Below are 21,406 nucleotides of genomic sequence, written 5' to 3'. Positions count from 1 at the left end.
ACAAAAATGGTAGGGGGTATACAAAGATTCCTCCTACCATTTTATGAAGCAATAATGTGGTTATTACTTTCAATTCGCAACATCAGTTGACTTAAATTGAGTGAAGAAAAAAACAAACACAACAATTGGTAGCGCGATTAAAAAAGCACTTCCAGGCGGTGTTTTAACTGTTGGAAGATCTGTTAATGCCATTTCTTATCACCCTTTTACAAATTTTTTAACAACATCGCGTCCACATGAAAATGATTTGAAACAATTTGCTTAAATTCATCAAAAACACGGCAATAATTTGGAATAAGCACAACGGGGCGCTCCCCTCCAAAAATAGGGCCGCCAATGTTAAAACTAAAGCCACCAGGAGCAATAAATAAACCCGTAAATCCTATATCACCTTTTAAGAGTAAGATGGCAAGGACAATGTCAATACCATCTAGTACAGCACTCCCTAGTTTATTTCCATATTTCCCTTCTAACCGCACTCGCCCAATAATAGGGCCACTTACGGTGAGACTAAAGCCACCAGGCTCAATAATTACTCGTGACATCGTCAACTGCCCTGTTAATAATAATGCTGCGATAATCAGATCCACTTCTCGTTGAAAGAAGCGAAGTTTTTCCAATTCCTCTGCTTGACTTTCAATCATCCCCTCACACCCTCTGCCTATACTATATGCCTAGTTAGACAGAATGGTTATTTCATTTGCTCATTTTACTCTTCAAAGCGTACGACCAATCAAAATCGTTTGAAGAAAAATGGCTTCATCGACTGTAAGCTCTTTCGAAAGAGCTTTTTGTGCCCATTCCATACTAGACAGAATGCCTTTTTTATATGCTTTTTCATACGTTCTCGCCATTTCTTTCCACTGACTATCCGTTAAGTTCATTTTCCTCTCTCCTTGTGTTCGTAGCTGCTCCTCTTGTGCTCCACAAAACCAGTCCAAACCGCGTTCGCTATGTATCGTATTCAAATCGACATGCCCTTTAATCCCTGCTACTTTTCCACGCTGTGAGTACTGCCAAAGATGGCAATGCATATCAGGACGTGCATGATGCACATGACCTTTGTCTTCTGTTGAATACCTAGGAATCCATAGAAAATCAGCATCTATCTTGTGCATATGGTGCTGATGATAAAAATAGTGACCGGTATATAAGCCTACTTTCCAACCTGCCTGACGACAAACCTCAATGAACTCTTGTGTCGCAGGAATGAGGTCCTCATATCGCTTAACGGTTACTTCTTCTACGTCCACCGCTAAAAATTTTGCATCTGGATCTACGCGATGTAAAAAATCCGTTGCTTCTTTCCTCGCATCACGAATGCTTACAAAACGTGCATACGCATAGTGGCCAAAAGGAATGCGATATCTCTTACACCCTTGTACATATTGCTTATATTGACGATCAATTGAAGTAGAGCCATACTGTACGCGAATAATGGCTAAATCAATTTCTTTACTTGCTTTCTGGAAATCAATATCCCCCTGATGATGCGACAAATCGACAATTTTGTTCGTCATAAGATCCTCCTCTTTTCTTCCTTGTCATCATTAAAACATACTTTCGAAAAACAATAAAAAAGTAGCACTCATTGGCTGAGTGCTACTTGCTTTCTTTTTGCTTTTTGTATTGAGTTAAATTGATTGGCTTTCGACTAACCATATACTCGTTCAGTGCTTGTTCAAAAAATTTCTCTAACGTTTCGCCATCTTGAAGTAATCGTTCCATTTCGCGAAGCATTTCTTTAGGGAAGTGAACCGGAACTTTCTCATCCATTTGTCTTTTCACTCCTTTTTGCTGCGATCATAAAACCTCATGCTTTCATTATAAGCTACATCGCCTAGAAAAACAGCTTATTTATTAATGATCAAAAGAAAAAAGTGGTAATTCCATACAAGACGGTTGTAATACCCGCTGCAATAAGCGCTGGCTTTAGCTTATATCTTGCATAATCAATAACCGATAGATTTAAAATTTTAGCAATGGTGTTGGTATCATCGCTCAGTGGAGACGCAAAAGCGCCGAATGAACCACTCGCAAATACAGCGCCGATAATTAATGGAAGCGATACGCCTGCGTGAGTCGCAATAGAAATTCCAAGCGGCATTAATATTCCCCATGTCCCCCACGCCGAGCCAATAAAATAAGAGATGGCAGCTCCAAAGACAAACATAAGCGGGGTCACGAACATAGCAGGAATCCAGTTCGTATGAGCCGTAACGAAGCTTGAAAAACCTAAATCATCGGCAACAGACGATAGTCCCCAAACAACTGATAAAAGAACAATAACGGACATTAAATCATTTCCACCTGAAACAAAGCTGTTCATAATGTCCTGAAGCGGAAACTTTTGAACGATAAACAAAATGATCGTCACGAGCACAGTAAACATTAAGGATACGACCATCGCCTCCAAAACATCCGCTTGGACAAAGGATTGCAAAAAACCATTTGCCTTTTGATGACCGCTCCACCACGTAAGAACAAGTGTAAGAACGATAACCAAAATGAGTGGAATAAGCAGGTTCCACGGCTTTGAAGGCAGGTCCTTTGAAACAGAAGGATGACAGTTATGCCAATCATCATCTTCTACATTTTCTTCTCCTGTTGGAGCATTAGAGGAAGAATGATGAAAAAAGCTTAAATAAACGCCTAACAGAATAATAACAAAGGCAAAAAAGTTATACGGAATACTTTTCAAAAAGAGCGTATAAGGATCAGAAGTAATGCCTTGGTTTTGGGTAGCCATTTGAATAATTGATACCATGTAGCCTACGAACGCTGTTGCAACAGGAATCAATACGATAATCGGCGTCGCAGTCGTTTCAATAATAAATCCAAGCTCTTTTGTTGTCATTTTCACTTCTTTTAGCAGTGCTCTCATAATGGGGGCGATCGTTACGAAACGAAAGGTTGGGGCGCTGAACGTTCCGATCGTCGAAACGTATGTCAGAATAATCGCCTCTCGTCTCGTATTGATGCGCTCTGCGGCGGTTTCGACAAAGCCTTTAATTCCTCCTGTTGTTTTGATCATGCCAATTAAGCCCGAAAACATGTAAAGAAACACCACAATTTCAATATTGCTTTTATCAATGAGTGCTTTCACAATATAATGCACCATCGCATGCATGCCACCTACGAGTGATGGTGCATGAAGGTAAGACCCAACTAGTAACCCCAGTAAAAGACCTGGAAGTACCTGCTTCGTTATAATCGCGACTGGAATGACGACCAGAAACGGAATGATTGAGACCCAGCTTGACTCCATATGTAATCACCTATCTTCCACTACAAACATTTCTTCTTTTTAGAGTGGCATTTAAAAGAAAGATTATACAAGTTGTGTGGGAAGTTGCTTATGGTCACTTTTTTCTTTCGTTAAAAACGCTTTCGCAACACATAGCAAAAGCCCTCGCACAGATGCGAGGGCTTTTGTTTATTGTTCGATATTCGTTGATATTTGCCAGCTAACGTCAAATTGATCTTTTACTTGTCCATATAGAGGGCTCCAAAACGTTTCTTGAAGGGGCATGATCACATGACCGTTTTCGCTAAGCTTGTCGAAAATCACTTTCGTCGTTTCTGGATTATTCGTTCCAATGCTTAAATTCACGTGTGAACCTGCATCATAAGGCTGTCCAGGAAACGTATCCGAAATCATCAAATCTGCATTTGCTACTTTCAAATGTGCATGCAAGACGCGGTCTTTCGCCTCATCCGGTACAGGGTGATCAGGATGAGCAGGCATGTCACCAAATGTCTGAACACTTTCCACTTTCGCTCCTAACACGTCTTTGTAAAACTTTACTGCTTGTTGGCCGTTGCCATTTAACACAAGATATGGATTCATTCCGACGATCATACAGGCACCTCTTTTTTTAATATATGCTTTCGATTCATATATTCGCGATCAAGTGTTCGGTTCCCTTCTCATCGTTTGACAAAATTTTATTATTTTAGAGAACGTGCTAATTCTGTGAAAATCACGCCTAGACCGTAAGCACCTGCATCTGGATACCCAAGGCTTCTTTCCCCAACGGCTCCAGCTCGTCCCATGCGAGCTACGATGTCTTTTGTTTTTTCTGCGCCTTCAACCGCTGCTTTTGCACCGTTCTCAAAAGCTTCTTTGAACGAAACGTCATTTTTTGCACTCTCACTCCACGTATCTGCACACGGAACGAGTGCATCAATCAACGTTTTATCTCCTACAACGGCACCTCTTCCAAAGGAACGCTCACCTGTCGTTTGAATACCTTTTACCGCTTCCTGTAGCATGTCCGCAAATTCTGCTACCGATAATTCTACTTTTTCTTCTGTTGCTTTTCCAGCTGCACGAAACGCAGATCCCCAGATTGGTCCTGATGCTCCTCCGCAATGTTCCATAATAACCATTGAACTTGCATCTAAAAATGAACCGATCGTAAGGGATTCTTGCTCGATAATATCCTGCCATTCTCTTTTCAGCTGTTTAAATCCTTTCGCAACGCTCATTCCGAAATCCCCGTCTCCAGCATGCGCGTCTAACTCACAAAACGGAACTTCATTTTCGATAATGACTTCACTCATTTTATCAACGAGATATATCATGTTGTTTAGTGAAAGCTTGTCACCTCGCACATGGGCGTGCTCCTCACTAGTCTCTGCTGTAAAAGATACGATTTTGGGCTCCTCTTCTTCTAAAAGATCATGATATTCTACTTGTTCAACAGGGCCATCTACTCGAAAAGCAGGGGCACTCGATTCTTTTGATAACAATTGCTTCAAGTCATCATCTAGCTTCATGAGTGTGACAGAAGCACCTGCCATATCAATACTCGTCATGTAGTTTCCAACAAACGTACGATGCACCGTTACATTTTGATTTTTCAACTCACGCTGAAGCGAATGATTCAAAACATAGAGCTCTTGAAGAGGCGTTCCGCCGAATCCATTGACTAATACCGCAACATCTTCACCGCTTGTGCAATCTAATTCCTTTAACAAATCACTTGTCATGCGCGATGCTAGCTCATCTGCGGTCATCATAACGTCTCTTTTTATTCCAGGCTCTCCGTGAATACCAACGCCATATTCGATTTCATTGTCAGCTAGTGAAAACGTCGGTGTTCCTTTTGCCGGAACCGTACAAGACGTTAATGCTACACCTATACTACGGACGTTTGCGGCTGCTTTCTCGGCCGCTGCTTTTACGCCTTCTAGATCTCGGCCTTCTTCCGCCGCTGCTCCAGCAATTTTATGTACAAATACCGTTCCCGCAACACCGCGACGTCCAACAGAGTATAAGCTGTCCTCTACCGCGATATCATCCGTCACCCGAACATAATCCACTTTAATGCCGTCTTCCTCTGCAAGCGCAGCTCCGTTTTTAAAGTTCATCATATCTCCGCTGTAGTTTTTAATAATCATTAATACGCCTTGATCACTCGCAACAGATTTAATTCCTTGATACACCTGAATTTGAGATGGTGAGGCAAATACATCTCCGCAAATGGCTGCATCAAGCATTCCTTTCCCAACAAATCCCGCGTGTGCCGGCTCGTGCCCACTGCCACCTCCACTAATAAGGCTTACCTTTTCTACGTTCACATCTCGCTTTTTAATAACTTTGTATTTTTTTAATAATTGAAGTTCAGGGTGTGCCATAACGAATCCGTTACACATTTCTAAAATAAGATTTTCAGGCTGATTCATAATTTTTTTCATCGCTGATTCCTCCTCAGTTATGTACAACTTCTAATTTTGTAAGTATTATTAATACACTGTACGCTCTATTATTATCAGCTATTTGTGCAGGCGTTTTCAAATATTTTACCCATTCAATAAACCTTTGCTTTCTCCTTTCCGTTTATATGCGGGTGGACTAAACGCTTGACTATAACAAAACGAGCAGCCTCTAAGCTACTCGTTTTATTATCGTTACTGTCTGCTATCCTAACTCTTCTCCATAACAGCAAAATATTGACCTTCATCGTCTGCAAAATTAAATACTTTACCAGAAGGCATGTCAACAAGATCTCCTACTTTCACATTCTTTGCAACTAGGTCCTGACGTAGTTGCTCTACATCATCTGAAAAAAACAGCAACGAAGGGGTACCAAGGTTTACTTCAGGAGACATTTTGCCAACAATTGCTTTATCATGAATAATAATGGACGTTTCAGCGTCCTTTGTCGGCGCCATTTCAACCCATTTCATTCCTTGTCCATTTTCCTCTATGGAAAGGATGCTAAATCCTACTTTGTCCTCCCAAAATCGAACAGCCTGATCCTGATCCGTTACATATAGCATAACTTGTCCAATCTTATGAATCATAGTAATCACTCCATCTAGTGAACTTCTCCATTACTATTCAAAGCCTTGGCAAAAACTCCTGCTTTTACAAACAAACTTATTCGTTTTTTCTCAGTCACCCATCAATTCTCATACTTTCTATCACTACTAAATAAGCCTGTTGTTAACACTGTCATATTTTCAACATGGTCTTATTTATGATCGTTCTACGTCTATAGCGGTTATCGTTGAAACCACTTCAGCGTCCGTGTACCGATCGAAAGGCCAATTGCACCAAACATACCCGCTGCTAAACTATCAAAGATAACTTCATAGTGTGAAGCGGGTATTTGTGGCATCACAACCGCAACCGCTAATAGTTCAAAGATTGCTACAAACCCAATTAGCACGAGTCTGCTTTTCCACGTTATGCCGATTCCTTTCTTTTGAAGCTCTTTTTCGATCAGTCCATGGGTAGGAACTTTCTCTTTATCCAACGAAAACACTCCTTGTTTTCTAATGTCGTATCAGTTTTATAACCAATTTCTAAAAAAAACGTCTTCACGCAACGAAAAAAGTCTTTTTTATTTATCTAGGATTACGAAAAAGCCAAAAGCCGACTCCGTCTTTTAGAAACGGACTTTGAATTACATACTTTCTTTAATCGCTTTTCTTTATAAAATATGATGCCCTTTTAATTCTACAAATACAATCAGTGCTAACAATCCAAAAGCTAGTAGAAACCTCCATAACTTTTGAACAAAAAAAGGTGTCATTGATAATACGTTCATGTAAAACGCTCCTGAATTGTCAGGTGAACCAAAACTTCCACTCTCATTCGATGCTTTTCTTTTATATGTAAAAGCTAGTACAAAAAGAAGGATATCCAATATTCCGAAGAAAATGAGGAGTCCTATTTCGTTAAATGACATTGGTGCTCTTCCTTCATTTAAAACATATTTTACCTTAACTAGTAGATAGAAAGAAAAATATTCTACACGTCTACTTCCTGTGTGGATTAAATCCGCGTGAATTCTTAAATAAATCTTAATAAGAAAATAAGAATATGATTCAACACTGTAGCACCAACTCAAACCGAAACGCCTACTGAATTTTGAACATTCACTTCGTGTTTTCCCACGAGTTAACAAGCTACCGAATTATTTTATCGATAGAAACGATTCCGTTCAAGAAAAATTTTACAGCACATCAATTATTTATCCATCGATTGTAATCGTTTCAATGACTAGTTTTAGAAGGTTAAAAATCACGCTGAAGATGGCAAATAAAAAAGCCATTCCTCTGAATGGCCATACTCATTTTTTCGGTCCAAATGCACTCCAGTCAAAAGCATTCTCTTTTTCTTCTCGTTTCTTTTCTTCATACTTACACTCTACCTTCTTTTCTTTTGTAAATGACATGATGTACCCACAATCCTCACACGCATATTTGTACACACATGAGTATGAGGAGTCGTTTTTTTCAGGATGATAGACTCTAAAATCTAGATCTCCCGTCGTATGCACATTATTATAGATATCCGTGTGAACGCTAACGTTTCCTTCTCCAGTGATTGTCGCATTGTTGTAAGCCGTTGAATAGATACTTGTGTCTAAATCCAAATCGTAATAACCTTTTTTAAAATAGGCGCCTTTGCACACTAAACAACTAAATTCACTACTCATTCACATCAGCTCCTCACAATCGATTAGTTTAATTTATTTATAAGATTGAGGTGATATGTACACTATTTTGTGAGGAAAGAAATTATAAAAAAATCGGATATATGCAGGATTATTCCTTTTAATTCCTTTAAATAGTATAATAATGGTAAAAATGAGGTGTGGAATAATTGAAAAAGAACTATACGGTGATGTTTCTAATGTTTTTTGCTGCATCTATCATGGGCGGATTAGCACTAAATAATTACATTCCTTATTCAGCAGTAGCTGGATACGGTTTAGGAACGCTCTTCTTATTATGTTCTACATTATTTCTCGGTAAGATTCAACGCCCTTCCAAGAAACAGTAGCTTTGCTTGCTGTTTCTTTTTACTTTTAAAAATATTCTTAATAGTGAACCTAATAGTAAAGAAAAAACCTCTTCACATAAAAATGTAAAGAGGTTGCTGAATACACATTTAATTGTAAATAAAACCACATTAAAATAAAGCTGGTAAAATAAGACGTGAACACTTGCTATTGTTGAGTTTATGCTGGTGACAGGAATCGAACCTGCGACCTCATCCTTACCATGGATGCGCTACTACCGACTGAGCTACACCAGCGAAATAGATTGTGCGTTAGAACATAGAATAATTTGCTAATTACTAACGGCTGTTTTTTATTATATGAAAACTTCTCTATTTCCGCAAGGGCTTTTGACGAAAAAATCTACTTTTTTTCTTCTCTTAAAGCATTCGCTTCTTCTAGACATTCAATGACACAGAGCATTTCTTCCTTTGACACCGGACTATGACCCGTTTGAAAAAAATTGATAATTTCCTGAAGAATAAGTGAATAAAATGGCGTCTGATCCTTGTAGATTGGCGCATAGTAGGAGCCCTCTTCTGTATGGATGACAGCTTCAAACGGCGCATCCTGCTCAAGATGCACAACGGCGGTTTGACCACCTTGATAATGAAAGGTGAGCATTTCCCCTGAAGAAGTTTTATGCACGCTTACTTTGTCGTGGCTCCTCTCCATCATGGACACAAGCATTTCCACACAATGAATACCGTACCAAAAATAACCTGGAATCCCTCCTTCGAAGTACAGTGGACCACGAATATAAGCGCCTGTAAGAGGTGCCTGAATCGCCTGACGACTAGCTTGCAGGGATTCCGCAAATCTTAGGGCGGAACAGCTCATCACGGGTGTGTTCGTCTCCTCGCTACGTTCTAAAATAGCTCTGGCATCTGCTAACGAATGAGCGAACGGTTTATCAATGAATATGGGCTTTTGATAGGCTGATAGCTCCTTGAACAAAGGTAGGTGGCTATCGCCGTCGACAGCTGTTATGCATGCAGCATCTGCTTCTTTCATGGCATCTGCTAAGCTATCCGCAACCGCAACGTTGTATTCCTCTGTTAGAGTTTGAACGAATCCTTTGACCCGGTTCTTACTAATCGGAATATGCGAAGAAAAAAAAGGATACATCACTGTCACTTTTCCACCTTTTACGTGAAACGGATGACTTTCATCGTTTAATAGCTTTGTAAATGCTGTAGCATGAGACGTATCAGGTCCAATGAGTGCGATACGCATGTGACCCCTCCAATTCCATTAAAGGGCCTCACGTTTAGGAGGCCCTTTTCTTATTTTACGTGCTGCGTTTCTAAAAAGGTTTGAACAAAGTGGTCGTCGTGCAGATGAGGGTATGCCGAATAAACACGCTGAATTTCTTCGGTCTGTCCTTCTGACAGCTCCTCATGCGGATTCAAGCAGAGTCGATTTTTTAACAGCCCCTGCATCCGAAGTACTTCATGAATTCCTGCAATACAGCCTGCAAATTGATTTTTCGCATCAAAGAATGCCGCATTGCTGTCCGTTACTTCGTGGGCCCGCTGAAACCATTCTGTAGAAAGCAATGAATCATTTCGCACGGCTTTTATTTCTTCTAAAAGCGCTACTGCCTTGGCTGTCCAAACAGCCCAATGTCCGAGCAGTCCGCCCACGATTCGTTTTTCGACGTGTTGACCGTTCACATAAAATTTATAGCTACTTAGTAAGTCAAGCACGATTTGATCGTCATTTCCCGTGTACAACGCGATGTCATCTCTTCTTTTAGATTCACACACCGCTCTTACGACGTCGAGCGTTTGGTAGCGATTAAACGGAGCCATCTTAATAGCAAGCACGCCTTCAATGTCAGCAAACTCTCTCCAAAACTCGAAGCTTAGTACTCTTCCACCAACGGACGGTTGCAGATAAAAACCAAAAACAGGCATGATGGCTGCAACGGATCGTACGTGTTCTAAAAGTTCTTTTTCCGAATAGTCCCCTAGCCCACCCACACTCACGAGGGCAAGATCATACCCAAGGTTCTTAGCGATGGTTGCTTCTCTCTCTGCCTGCTGTGTTGGCCCGCATACCCCAGCAATCTTTAAAAAGGGCCTAGATACATGCGCCTCGTTAATAGCATCCATCGTGACTTTAAGAACGCGCTCGTATAAGTTGTGTTTTGGGTCACGTATTTCAAATTGCGTCGTATGCACCCCAATTGCTACACCTCCTGCACCTGAAGAGATATAATAATTCGTTAAAAGCTTGTGCTGGCTTTCATCAAACTTCCGGTCTTCTGTGAGTGCAAGAGGATGTGCAGGTATTACCGTTCCATCATGCAAAAAATGCAACAGCTCTTGTGATAGTCCCATCTTAAAAGACCCCCTCACGCTGCTGAAAGTGCGTTGGCTTTTGAATGGTTGGCTGGTCCTGTTCTACCCATTCTGCCATCCATGTCATCATTTTTCGCAGTGACACACTCGGATAGCCAAATGCTTCAAAGCTTTTCGCTGCGTTACTAAGAAGCGCGGTATCCTGTTCATCGTGAACAAATGCAACATCCGTTTTAAACAAGCGACCAAATTCTTGGGCAATAAATTTTACAGATGCCGTTTCAGGACCCGTAATATTAAAAATCGTCGTAGGCGCACTGCAATGCAACAAGGAACGAATGGCATATTCATTAGCATCTCCTTGCCAAATGACGTTCACATGCCCCATTCTCACATCAACTGGTTGTTTGGCATACACCTGCTTTGCTATTTCGAGAAGCACCCCGTAGCGCATATCGATCGCATAGTTCAAGCGATAGATACATAGTGGCGTTCGATACTTTGTGGAAAAATGTTCAAAGATTCGCTCTCGCCCTAAACATGACTGTGCATATTCCCCGACCGGATTTGGTTTTTCTGTTTCAAGAGATCCACCTTTTTTTACGGGTGTAAGTGGATAAACATTCCCCGTTGAAAACACGACGATGTTTGAATTACGGTATTTCTCCGCTACTCGCCCTGGTAAGTAAGTATTCATTGCCCATGTGTAATGTTCATTTCCATGTGTTCCAAACTTGGTTCCTGCCATATAAACTACGTTTTGACAAAGTGGGAGCTTTTCAAGATCCTGCTCATTCATTAAATCAGCTGCAATCGTCTCTACGCCCGCATCCTCTAAATCCTTTTGGTGTTCACGATTTGAAAAGCGAGAAACCCCTATAATTCTCTTAGTAATACCCGCCGCATCGATTGCTCTTTTTGCTAGCTTCGCAAGGCTCGGTCCCATTTTCCCTCCAACACCTAAGATCATAATGTCACCGTCAATCTTTTTTATATCCTCTACTAAGCGCTGTGTAGGACGTGTAAGCTGTTCCTCTAACTCCGAAATGGTTCTCATAAAACTCCCTCCTTATCCTAATTTGATCGGCTGCTTTTTCTCACCTGACGCATAAGCTGCAAGCGCTACTTCCATCGCCTTTAAGCCATCAAAGCCTGTAATAGACGGCGTTCTCTTCTCGCGCACTGTTTGAATAAAGTCCTCGATTAAGCCGAGATCCATGTCTTTTGCGTACAGCGTATGCTGATAGGCTTTCCCTGTGGAAGAGAAAATTTTAATGTGTTCTTTAAAAGCGTCTGCCCGGAGCGTTCCTTTTGTTCCAATTAGTTCAATCGTAACGTCTCCCCACGTTGGATTATTTTTGGATCGTGACCAGCTTGCATCATGAGAAGCAATGACACCATTTTCAAAAACAAGCGTAAGTAGGCCCGCATCATCAATATCATGATCTTGAAAAAAGCGATCAACTTCTGCCGTAACCTCGCTGATCTCTTCATTTAACAGCCAGCGCATAATATCCACCATATGAACGGTGTGATCTAGAACCGCACCGCCGCCAGATCGGTCTTTTTCTATAAACCAGCCGCCAGGATTTTGGCCACGATTTGTTGAGCGGATCGCAACAATTTCCCCAATTAGTGCTTTTTCAACTGCCTTTTTCAGTTGCTGCATCGGCTCACTAAAACGCACCGGAAAAGCGGTTTGTAAAATGACGCCTTCCTCTTCACAAACCCGAATCATTTCCGTCGCGTCTTCTACAGACGTCGCAATAGGCTTTTCACACAAAATATGTTTTTTCGCTCTTGCGGCTTGAATGACCATATCTTTGTGCTTAACGTTTTCACTGCAAATAATAACCGCATCCAAATCCTGCGCTAAAAGCTCCGCATCCGTTCGGTAAAAGGTCGTGTTATACTGTTTTGCCGCCTGACTTCCTCGTTCTTCGTTCTCATCACTAATCCCAATAAGCTCTACGCCATCGACTTGTTTTAAACAATCGGCATAGCTATACGCATGCATATGAGCGAAACTCATTATTCCAACTTTCATCATTTCACCCCATTTACTAAATTAAAAGATGTGTCAAACAGCTGATGAACCGATCGTAGCGTTTTCAGATGCGTATCCGTAAACAGCACCGGAGCAATGGCTACTGGAGAAGAAAACGAGGTTGTGACGTCACCTTCTATTGTGAATGGTGTGGCGTCTTCACTGTTATACTCCACTACTCCTTCTCGACCGCTCCATTCTGCATATAATTGTGGCTCAGCCTCTCGGGAAATGGTGAACTCATAGTGGCCTATTGCTTCATTTTTAAAGCGAATCATCACAATCACATGCTCAATGTCTTGAATCGATGAATGTCGAATATGCAAACGATCCATTTCGCCAACCGCAAGGGACAGATTGAATAAATCACTCACGAGGAGGTTATGAAGGGGTTGTTTTCGTTCTTTTTCTTTTCTTCTTACGCGTAAAACACCTTGCTTACTCCATTCACTCATTGTGCTTACAAGCTTTTGAAACGCCTGATGCGAGCCTAGTGGGAAGGAAACCGATACGCTACTTCCGATCAACTCTTCGACAAATGAGTCATCGAAAAGATTTTTCATTACGATTGAGGCGTCCAAGCAAACGGGATACGTCGTACGAAGAGCCTCCTTCCATTTCTCTCTGTCTTCGGTTTGCAAGTAAAGTATAATTTCAGGTGATTGAGCTCCGTGTAGAGCTAAAGAAATAGAGGGAAATTCCTGTTTACCTTTTATGACTGCGTGATCCTGAATTTGAATGATGTTCATCCCTTTACCTCCTGCTCGTTCACGTAATGATGAAGTCTTGATACAGCTTCTTTCACTGAACTTTTGGCGTCATCAAATCCTTCGTACTCAACCGACAGCCACCCGTCATATCCACTTTTTTTAAGCTCCTGAATAATTCCCTTCACATCCACTTCACCATCGCCTGGAACTACGCCAATCCACTCTTGACCTGTAATGGACGTAAATCCTTTATTTTGTTCGCCAGGCTGCTTTTTGCGAAAGTCTTTAAAATGAACGTGCCCTACCTGATCAATCAATTTTTGCAGCCCCTTCAATGGGTCATCCTCTACTAGCAGAAAATTACCTGTATCAAAGGTCGATTTCACGTTCGGACTTTGAACGGCTGTTAAAATTTCTTTTACCTGATCGCTTTTCCCAGCAAGCAGCCCATGATTTTCAATCGCTAATATAACCCCTTGCTGTTCCGCATAGACCGCACTCTCGGCTAGCCCTTCAATAATCCAACTCTTACCGTCCTCAAAGCTGATGCCGTCTTGCACATCCCCACAGAATACGCGCACTACGTTTGTTTTTAACGCTACTGCCGTATCAATCGCATTCTTCACTTTTCTGATTTGAACATCGCGCTCTTGTTGTGTTTGCTTCACAAAATCATTGGATACGTCGTAGCAGCAGACGGTCATTCCTAGCTCGTCCAAGCACTTCATCACTTCTGGACGTTCCTTTTGCTCATCTGTCCAGTAAAAATCAAGAAGTTCTACGCTTTCAAGTCCAATACTATGGGCAAAGTGGCAAAAATCAAGGATGCTCCACTTTTCTTCTTTAATCGTTGAGCTTAGGCTATACATGCTAACGCTAACCTTCACGTCACTCCCACCTTTCACCATCTACTTATTTAATTTCTGCAGCTGCTTTACAATAAAATGCAGCCGTTTTTCTTCTTGAAACGGGTTAAATTCGTGGCTAAACTGCGGATACACTTCGATCTTTTTCTCTGACGTATTCGCATGATTGAACGCAGCAAACGCCGATGAAGGTGGAGCAACCGCATCCTCTAACCCAATCCCTATTAAGAGAGGAACCTGTATACGCGGACAAAAGTGCAGTGCATCTACGTATGAGAACGTTCGGAGTATCTGATCAAACTGCTCGTATTGAGGGTCATTCAGTTTTAAATAGTTCACGACTTCCATATAAGGCCCTTTTAAGGCCACGTTTAGCGCGCGCTCGATGTGCGTCATGAACGGGTAGTCTGCTGCTACAAATGAGATGTCAGCATCGAGACCTGCTGAAGCGAGAGCGAGACCTCCTCCTTGTGAGGCACCAAATGCGCCCAATTTCGTTGGCTTGACGGGTGCTTCTTCTTTTAGCCATTTCAGCACCGCTAATGAGTCACGGTATACGTTCGTATAATAATAGTTTTCCGGCTGATAAATGCCGCTTAGCATCCACCCAGGTATACGCGAACCATTCTCATAGAGAGCAAAGTCCGGAGACTTCCCCTGCCCTCGTTGATCAAACGAAACGACCGTAAATCCTAATAGTGCCCACACTAAGTATTTAGTTGGCACGTTTCGACCTTCTGTATAACCATGATAATGAATTAAAACAGGGCCCTCTGTTACGCCCTTTGGTCTGATGTACCATCCGTGCAAAGGGGTCTCATCAAAACTTCGTAAGACAACGTCCGCCACCTCTACTTTTTCAACGGGATAATTGGTCCATGTTAACCAAACATCGTTTGATTTTTGGCCAATCATTTCCTTTTGCTTTTCCCAAAATGAATTAAAATCATGAGGTAGCGACAAATCAGGTTTGTAGACATGTAACTCCTGTAACGGCAAATCATTGACTTGTCTCGGCATTGTCCTTCTCCAATCGCTCGTTGTAAAAGTGGTCGGGCCATTCTAGCTCAAATCCTTTTTTACGCAATAACAGCTGAAACTCTCGTAAAAGAACAGCTGAATTTCGTACTTCTGTTGGCTGCTTTTTTTGCTGCAAGCAAAACGCAACAAGCATGCCCGCCGCTTCTCCAATATTCCATTCCACCGGATGTAGTCGGAAGCAGCCGTTTGTAATATGGGTCGTTCCGATATTCTTACACCCAGCTAAAAGATTATCGACCTGCTGTGGGATGAGCGCTCCAAGTGGAATGTGGAACGGAAGTGCCGGAATGTCCAGGTAATTTTGTCCCGATAAGCTCGGATGAAGATCAATACTATAGGATCCGATCCCAATACGATCCTCGTGACATTTCCCTGTACCTCCTTTGTGATAGGCAGGTGATACATCATGCTCTGTTATACGATATTCTGCGTGAATACGCCTAGATTCTCGAATGTACGGTGCTTTTGCACAGCCATCTTTTGTTTGAAATACATCTGATCGGAGCATTAGACCTGGATAACCTATCCCGCCATCTGGACGAATGGCTTCGGTTTGCAAGTAATAAAAAAGCGATAGACTTAGTTGCTTTGACTGGTACAGATGCTTTGTTTTTTCATCTTCAGACACGTCATAAATATTTCCTAGCAAATAATCATTTTGCGGCCAGTTCATAAGGCTTACATCAAACGACTTTGAGCGCGGAAACTGTTCTGCAGCAAATATTCTCCGATATGTCCATAATGGAAAGCCCGCTCCACCAGGAAATAGATCGTATTCTCTTTTCTCATGTGTAATTGGATGAGGTGCGTAAAAGCTCAGCATTTTATCTGGCCAAAAGTGTGGCTGATAATCTCGAAAAAAGGTATACATCGCCGGCTCTTCAATGATGTGCTCTTCGCCTGGACGATATTCCATTGCAAGCACAGAGGTAAATGCTTGAATATCACGCGGATCTGTTTTTTCACGGGCATGATCTTCCTTCGTGTCATCCTTCGCTTCTGCCCCCGTCACGTAGGGGATTTCTGCTAATGGTAGAACGTCTCCAGCTTCTGTTGCATCAATATAATAGCGTGCTTTGAGTGTGTGTTCATGGTGAGTGTGAAGATGTTGAATCGTTACGTGTTTGAGCTCTCGTTGCTGCATCGTAACATTCTTGATGATGGTATGAGGTAGAATAGTAAGTTGGTTTGTTAAGAGATAAGGTCCAAGCATGTCATATAGGACATGTAGCGATACGCGCGGATCGTGACAGATTTTACTTACGAGTCCTTTACCTGGATTAAACAGCTGATCCGTCGCACCTTTAATTAAAAAGTGATCCTGATAATACTGACGTACCTTTTCACGGTACATTCGATATGATTCTGTGCATCCGGCTTCTTCAATCCACGGATGTTCATCAGGTGGCACGCCTTGCGCAGTTACTTGACCGCCAATCCAATCTGTCTCTTCTGTCATCACGACTTTTAGACCTTGAGAACAGGCGGAAAGTGCGGCGGCACAGCCTCCCATTCCTCCTCCGATAATCAATAAATCAATGGCCATGTTCTGTCCTCCTTCTGTCAGCAACTATAGGCGAATTTCTTTTCCTTTTTGAGCAGACTCATAGACACCGCAAAGCATTTTCATCACCGTTACCCCGTCCTCAACAGAGCTAATTGGCTTTTTGTTATGTTTGCAGCAATCAACGAAATGATTAATTTCATTGTGAAACGCTTTCTCAAATGCAAAGCTTAAATGATCAATTTGTGGAGTTGCATTTAAAATCGTGTTGTATTTTTCGGTAATAATTTGCAGCTCAGGTTCAAACTCTGCTCCGCCTTTGTCACCAAATAGCTTCACAAAAATTTCATCCTTTTTTGCATGTAGCGTAAAGCTCACATCTACGTATAACGAGGCTCCGTTCTCAAAACGGATCAGCGCCGTTGCCAAATCCTCTACCGTGTTATGGGTTGGATCGTAATCAGCAGCTTGATAGAATGATAAATTTTCAATATGAGAGCGATTGCCAAGCTTATGATATGTATGACCGCTAATCGCTACTGGTTTCGGTTTCCCCATAAGATACCAGCAAATATCAATCATATGAACGCCTAAATCAATAAGCGGTCCTCCGCCTGATCGCTCACGGTCTGAAAACCAACCTCCTGGGTTTCCAAGTCGACGTATACAAGAAGCTTTGGCATAATAGATCTCCCCTAAGTCGCCACCATCTAAAAACTTCTGTAAAATCGTTGTATTCTCTCCAAAACGTCGGACAAATCCAACTTGCAGAACTTTCCCTGACTTTTTGACCGCTTCTTCTACTCGAAGCGCTTCCTCTACGGTTTTACAAAGCGGTTTTTCTACGAGCACATGCTTATCCGCTTCAAGTGCCTTAATAGCAATTTCAGCATGTGAATTATTCCATGTACAAATGCTAATGGCTTCTACTTGGCTTTCCTTTAGCATCTCTTCATAGCTTGTGTATAAATGATTAATTCCGTACAGCTTTCCTTTTTCCCTTAAGCGTACCTCGTTTAAATCACAAAGCGCGACAACCTCAACATCACTATTCGTTAAATACGGTTTAATATGATGCTCTGAAATACTCCCTAATCCAACAATCCCAATCTTTAACATTTCTCTTCCTCCTTCACTTCATTACTTGCTCTGATGACGTGCGCGAAGATTCATAGATTGCCTGAATCATTTTTAGTACGGCTAATCCTTGCGTTCCACTTATAAGCGGTGGTTCATTGGTGCGAATACAGCTAATAAAGTGCTGAAGCTCATCGGCAAATGGTATATTTTTTTCGTAGGCAGGCCTTGTTTCCACAAATAAATGATTTTCTTCTTTAAAAAGCGTAAGCGGTGTTAATTGAAGGCCTCCCTTGGTTCCAAACAATTCAAGGACGATATCCTCATCTTGAGGGCCATTCACGGCCCATGAAACCTGTATGTTTACATTCGCTTTATTTTGAAAGCGAATATAAGCAGACGTAAAATCCTCAACGTCAAATAAGTGAGATTGGTCCTTCTCACTCGAAGACCAGCTTGTGTTATAGCGTGTTTTGTAGTCACCTACTCCTTTTTGGGAAGAAGCGCTAACTGATAAGGGCTTTGGCTCTCCAAGCAAATACCATGCTAAATCTAATACGTGAACGCCAGTATCCATCATAGCTCCTCCACCAGAAAGTGCATGTTGTGTAAACCAGCCCTTTGGCGTTCCTCGTCTTCTTAGAAACCTTGCATTCACGTGGTAAATATCGCCCAAATCACCACGCTCAATTAATTCTTTCGCAATTTGAACATCGCGGCGGAACCGGTGTGTCATTCCGACCATTGTTAGTACGTGATTCGTTTTCGCCACTTGAAGATAATGCTCTACTTCTAGCAGCGAAACTCCAATTGGTTTTTCGATAAATACATGTACACCCCGTTTGGCAGCCTCTAATGCGAGTGGAATATGAGAATGGTTGGATGTACAAATGAACACCCCGTCTAGCTTCTCCTGTTCTAGCATTTCGACCGCATCCCTGTAAAAGGAGGGGATGTTAAACTGAGCTGCAACCTCTTCTGCTCGCTTCCTCTGCAAGTCAGCAATTGCGGCAATCGTTACGTGAGGAATGTTAAGCAAAAAGGGAATGTGGGCGTCTGCAGCAATTGAGCCTGCTCCAATGACTCCAACGCGAGTAGTTGTCATACATCTACTCCTTCCTCATACTGAATGACCTTGGTAAGAGACTGATGATTCGTCATGAGCGACTGAAATGCCTCTTCCACCTTCTCTAGCAGCGTGACGTCTTGAACGTATGGCGTGACGTTTATTTTTTTTTGCGCAAGAAGCCTTAAATATTCACCTACGTTTCGTCCTTCTGTCCAGCGTACAAATCCGTACGGATAATCAACGGCATTCTTTTCGTAAATCGGATCGTACCTTCCCGGCCCTCCGGCACGTGAAATTAAAATTTGTGCTTCTTTCGAGAACATTAGATTTCGTGGAAACAGAGGCTCAATGTCACCTACGATAATGACCTTTCCTTTATCACGTATCCACTTCAAGCTGTCGGTTGTTAACGAAGATTTCTTTCCACCTGCACATAGGAATACGGCATCTGCTCCTTGGCCCTCCGTTTGACGCTGAATCTGATCCTCTAACTGTTCTGCTGTCGTCATACTTTTAATTCCGGTAATGCTTTGAAACTGTGATGCGCGCTCTGGTGAGATGTCGTACGGAATGACTTGATAAGATGCGGCGTGTGCAATTTGAGCAAGAAGCTGCCCTAAAATCCCTAAACCCGCTACAATGGCTGTCTCCCCGAACTGGAGATTCGCAATGCGAAGGGCGTGAATGGCAATCGCACCTAGACCACCAAGTGCTCCCTCTTTTGGATCTACAGAATCAGGAATTTTTCGGCATAGCGTTTTCGGTACGAGCAAGTATTCAGAGTGACGCACATAAGGGGCTCCGTAGCAGGCGATTAAATCTCCCTTTTGAAACGGCTCCGTTCCTTCTCCGCATTCTATTATTTTTCCTAGAGCACTATACCCCAAAGCGAAGCGCTGGCCTTCGCTTTGAGTAAGCATACTGATTTCAGTGCCTGGGCTGATGACTGAAAAAACAGTTTTAATCAGTACGTAGTCAGCGACCACTTTTGGAATGTTCTCTTCTACAATTTGAACTTGTCGGTTGTTGGCAATGATTGTTTTCAATGCTTCACCCTCTTCCTATTTGTGTCCATTCCTTTTGAGATGGAGATAGCTTTGCCCTTAAGCGTTTGCAAAAAAGCTCTTCGTTTGTCAAACCAGACCAATAGAGACGAAGCTCATTTTTCATTTCACGAAGCTCATGAAACCGAACGCCCAAATCGGTATACCAGCGGTACGTAGGGATAATTTCACGAAATAGCGAATAACGAGACGGATGAAACACCCGTTCACCCCCGCTCATTTCGGCTACTTTCTTCATACTCGGAAGGCTCAGCGTTTCACGTCGAATCGTATCCTGCGCTTCTTCAGACGTCATATACTCAACGAATTGCTTAGCAATATCTCGTTTCAAGGACGTTTTATTGACCGCAAAACCGATCGCTAACAGCAGCGTACGTGCGTCTGAAAAATACGGAAGTGGTGCAATATCATACTGAATCAGATGCTCTTTCATTTCATTGAGACTGAAGTAGGATGCAAGGATCATTGAAACGTTTTGTTCAGCGAAAAGCTGCTCTGCATCCGTATCACTGTCAGACAAGAAATTCTGCATCATGCCCTGCTCTTCAAAAATATTACGGCAGACGTGAATGCTCTCAATTAATTTTTTTTCATCAAACTGTACTTCTCCTTCTGCATCACGAGAAAAGTACACTTGATTTTGTAGCAAGAAGATTGGCCATCTGTTAACAGACAGCGGATGAAAATAAAACCCGTGCTGATGTCCGTTACCTGCCGTTAATTGATTGGCCGCTCTCAATAAATCATCCCATGTCCAACTGCTATCTGGGAAGGAAAGGCCGCTCTCTCTAAAGTGCTGTTGGTTGTAGCACAGCACAATTGGAGAGAAGATAAACGGCATGACGTATAAATGATCCTGACGAAACCCTTCTTGCAAAAACGGATAGACGTCATCATTCCAATCAAACGGTTCGAATAACTCCTTTGGTCCACTTTTGAATTCTCGAAAATCGTTATAGTTAATCGTCACTACGTCTACTAAATCATTTTTAAAGAAATCTCGTACCGTTTGATGATAGTGATCATACGGTAAGGCAATCGGTTGTACTTTTATATGAGCGTGCTTCTTTTCAAACTTCTCCACCAATGTTAAAAAAGAGGCTTCTTTTTCAAGAGATGGATAGTACCCTACTCGAAGCACGACCTTTTCAATAAGCTGACTTGATGCCACAATATTTCCTACTCGTGACTTTTTCATGATGAGCCCTTCATTCACAAGCTCATCAAGCCCTTTGCGAACGGAATTTTTACTGAGAGAAAAACGCTCCGCTAAAATAAGCTCAGACGGTAAATACTCGCCAACCTCAAGTTCTCCGTTTAAAATTTGTTCTCGAATGCTCGTCACAAAATGATCAAGCAATTGTTTAAACTGCTCACGACTTTTTTTCTCACCCATTGTTGCTACACCTCTACTAATAAATT

Annotated in this window: 23 protein-coding genes and 1 tRNA gene; all 24 read right to left on the bottom strand. The window is 42.0% G+C overall.

What is annotated here, in order from left to right; translation table 11 throughout:
* Positions 1-69 precede the first annotated feature (69 nt).
* Entirely contained in the window at positions 70-192 is a 123-nt protein-coding gene (locus IE339_RS24670; protein WP_277933957.1) for a hypothetical protein, read from the bottom strand.
* A gap of 14 nt (positions 193-206) precedes the next feature.
* Positions 207-644, bottom strand: coding sequence for a hypothetical protein (locus tag IE339_RS07330; protein WP_242175194.1), 438 nt, complete (start codon positions 642-644; stop codon positions 207-209).
* A 72-nt stretch (positions 645-716) separates the two neighbouring features.
* Entirely contained in the window at positions 717-1,520 is an 804-nt protein-coding gene (locus IE339_RS07325) for a GH25 family lysozyme (RefSeq protein WP_242175193.1), read from the bottom strand.
* Between the two features lie 82 nt (positions 1,521-1,602).
* A complete protein-coding gene (locus IE339_RS07320) occupies positions 1,603-1,776 on the bottom strand; it encodes a YlcI/YnfO family protein (protein WP_157052595.1) in 174 nt (57 codons plus the stop codon).
* Between the two features lie 91 nt (positions 1,777-1,867).
* Positions 1,868-3,268, bottom strand: coding sequence for a Na+/H+ antiporter NhaC family protein (locus IE339_RS07315; protein WP_242175192.1), 1,401 nt, complete (start codon positions 3,266-3,268; stop codon positions 1,868-1,870).
* Positions 3,269-3,436: 168 nt separating this feature from the next.
* Positions 3,437-3,862: a VOC family protein gene (locus IE339_RS07310; protein ID WP_242175191.1), complete on the bottom strand. Its 426-nt coding sequence runs from the start codon at positions 3,860-3,862 to the stop codon at positions 3,437-3,439.
* 89 nt (positions 3,863-3,951) lie between these two features.
* A complete protein-coding gene (gene dhaK / locus IE339_RS07305; RefSeq protein WP_242175189.1) occupies positions 3,952-5,703 on the bottom strand; it encodes a dihydroxyacetone kinase subunit DhaK in 1,752 nt (583 codons plus the stop codon).
* Positions 5,704-5,931: 228 nt separating this feature from the next.
* Complete coding sequence (locus tag IE339_RS07300; protein ID WP_242175186.1) at positions 5,932-6,312, bottom strand: VOC family protein; 381 nt, start codon at positions 6,310-6,312, stop codon at positions 5,932-5,934.
* Positions 6,313-6,512: 200 nt separating this feature from the next.
* Positions 6,513-6,767 carry a hypothetical protein gene (locus IE339_RS07295; RefSeq protein WP_242175185.1) on the bottom strand — a complete coding sequence of 85 codons (255 nt, stop codon included), beginning with the start codon at positions 6,765-6,767 and terminating at the stop codon, positions 6,513-6,515.
* 177 nt (positions 6,768-6,944) lie between these two features.
* The gene (locus tag IE339_RS07290) at positions 6,945-7,202 is read right to left on the bottom strand and encodes a hypothetical protein (protein ID WP_242175184.1); all 258 of its coding nucleotides are present in this window, start codon (positions 7,200-7,202) and stop codon (positions 6,945-6,947) included.
* Between the two features lie 384 nt (positions 7,203-7,586).
* Positions 7,587-7,955: a hypothetical protein gene (locus IE339_RS07285; RefSeq protein ID WP_242175183.1), complete on the bottom strand. Its 369-nt coding sequence runs from the start codon at positions 7,953-7,955 to the stop codon at positions 7,587-7,589.
* 528 nt (positions 7,956-8,483) lie between these two features.
* Positions 8,484-8,557 (bottom strand) — tRNA-Thr (locus IE339_RS07280).
* 106 nt (positions 8,558-8,663) lie between these two features.
* Positions 8,664-9,536 carry a Gfo/Idh/MocA family oxidoreductase gene (locus tag IE339_RS07275; RefSeq protein ID WP_242175182.1) on the bottom strand — a complete coding sequence of 291 codons (873 nt, stop codon included), beginning with the start codon at positions 9,534-9,536 and terminating at the stop codon, positions 8,664-8,666.
* A gap of 50 nt (positions 9,537-9,586) precedes the next feature.
* Positions 9,587-10,645, bottom strand: coding sequence for a dihydrodipicolinate synthase family protein (locus tag IE339_RS07270; RefSeq protein WP_242175181.1), 1,059 nt, complete (start codon positions 10,643-10,645; stop codon positions 9,587-9,589).
* A gap of 1 nt (position 10,646) precedes the next feature.
* Positions 10,647-11,663 (bottom strand): NAD-dependent epimerase/dehydratase family protein, encoded by a 1,017-nt coding sequence (locus IE339_RS07265; RefSeq protein ID WP_242175180.1) that lies wholly within the window; start codon positions 11,661-11,663, stop codon positions 10,647-10,649.
* Positions 11,664-11,675: 12 nt separating this feature from the next.
* Complete coding sequence (locus tag IE339_RS07260; protein ID WP_242176140.1) at positions 11,676-12,653, bottom strand: Gfo/Idh/MocA family protein; 978 nt, start codon at positions 12,651-12,653, stop codon at positions 11,676-11,678.
* On the bottom strand, positions 12,653-13,402 hold the full coding sequence (locus tag IE339_RS07255; protein WP_242175179.1) for a hypothetical protein: 750 nt from the start codon (positions 13,400-13,402) through the stop codon (positions 12,653-12,655). The genes IE339_RS07260 and IE339_RS07255 overlap by 1 nt, the downstream gene beginning before the upstream one ends.
* Entirely contained in the window at positions 13,399-14,250 is an 852-nt protein-coding gene (locus IE339_RS07250) for a sugar phosphate isomerase/epimerase family protein (RefSeq protein WP_242175177.1), read from the bottom strand. Before IE339_RS07250 ends, IE339_RS07255 begins: the two co-directional genes overlap by 4 nt.
* A 21-nt stretch (positions 14,251-14,271) precedes the next feature.
* The gene (locus tag IE339_RS07245) at positions 14,272-15,249 is read right to left on the bottom strand and encodes an acetylxylan esterase (RefSeq protein WP_242175176.1); all 978 of its coding nucleotides are present in this window, start codon (positions 15,247-15,249) and stop codon (positions 14,272-14,274) included.
* Complete coding sequence (locus IE339_RS07240) at positions 15,230-16,816, bottom strand: FAD-dependent oxidoreductase (protein WP_242175175.1); 1,587 nt, start codon at positions 16,814-16,816, stop codon at positions 15,230-15,232. Before IE339_RS07240 ends, IE339_RS07245 begins: the two co-directional genes overlap by 20 nt.
* Before the next feature lie 24 nt (positions 16,817-16,840).
* Positions 16,841-17,893, bottom strand: coding sequence for a Gfo/Idh/MocA family protein (locus tag IE339_RS07235; protein WP_242175174.1), 1,053 nt, complete (start codon positions 17,891-17,893; stop codon positions 16,841-16,843).
* A 13-nt stretch (positions 17,894-17,906) separates the two neighbouring features.
* Entirely contained in the window at positions 17,907-18,956 is a 1,050-nt protein-coding gene (locus IE339_RS07230; RefSeq protein WP_242175173.1) for a Gfo/Idh/MocA family protein, read from the bottom strand.
* The gene (locus tag IE339_RS07225; protein ID WP_242175172.1) at positions 18,953-19,966 is read right to left on the bottom strand and encodes a zinc-dependent alcohol dehydrogenase; all 1,014 of its coding nucleotides are present in this window, start codon (positions 19,964-19,966) and stop codon (positions 18,953-18,955) included. The genes IE339_RS07230 and IE339_RS07225 overlap by 4 nt, the downstream gene beginning before the upstream one ends.
* Positions 19,967-19,970: 4 nt before the next feature.
* Positions 19,971-21,380, bottom strand: a complete 1,410-nt coding sequence (locus IE339_RS07220; protein ID WP_242175171.1) for an extracellular solute-binding protein — start codon at positions 21,378-21,380, stop codon at positions 19,971-19,973.
* Between the last annotated feature and the right edge of the window lie 26 nt (positions 21,381-21,406).

The sequence above is a fragment of the Priestia koreensis genome, assembly GCF_022646885.1.
Taxonomy (GTDB): Bacteria; Bacillota; Bacilli; order Bacillales; family Bacillaceae_H; genus Bacillus_AG; species Bacillus_AG koreensis_A.
This window is presented reverse-complemented; position numbering and strand designations above follow the sequence as displayed.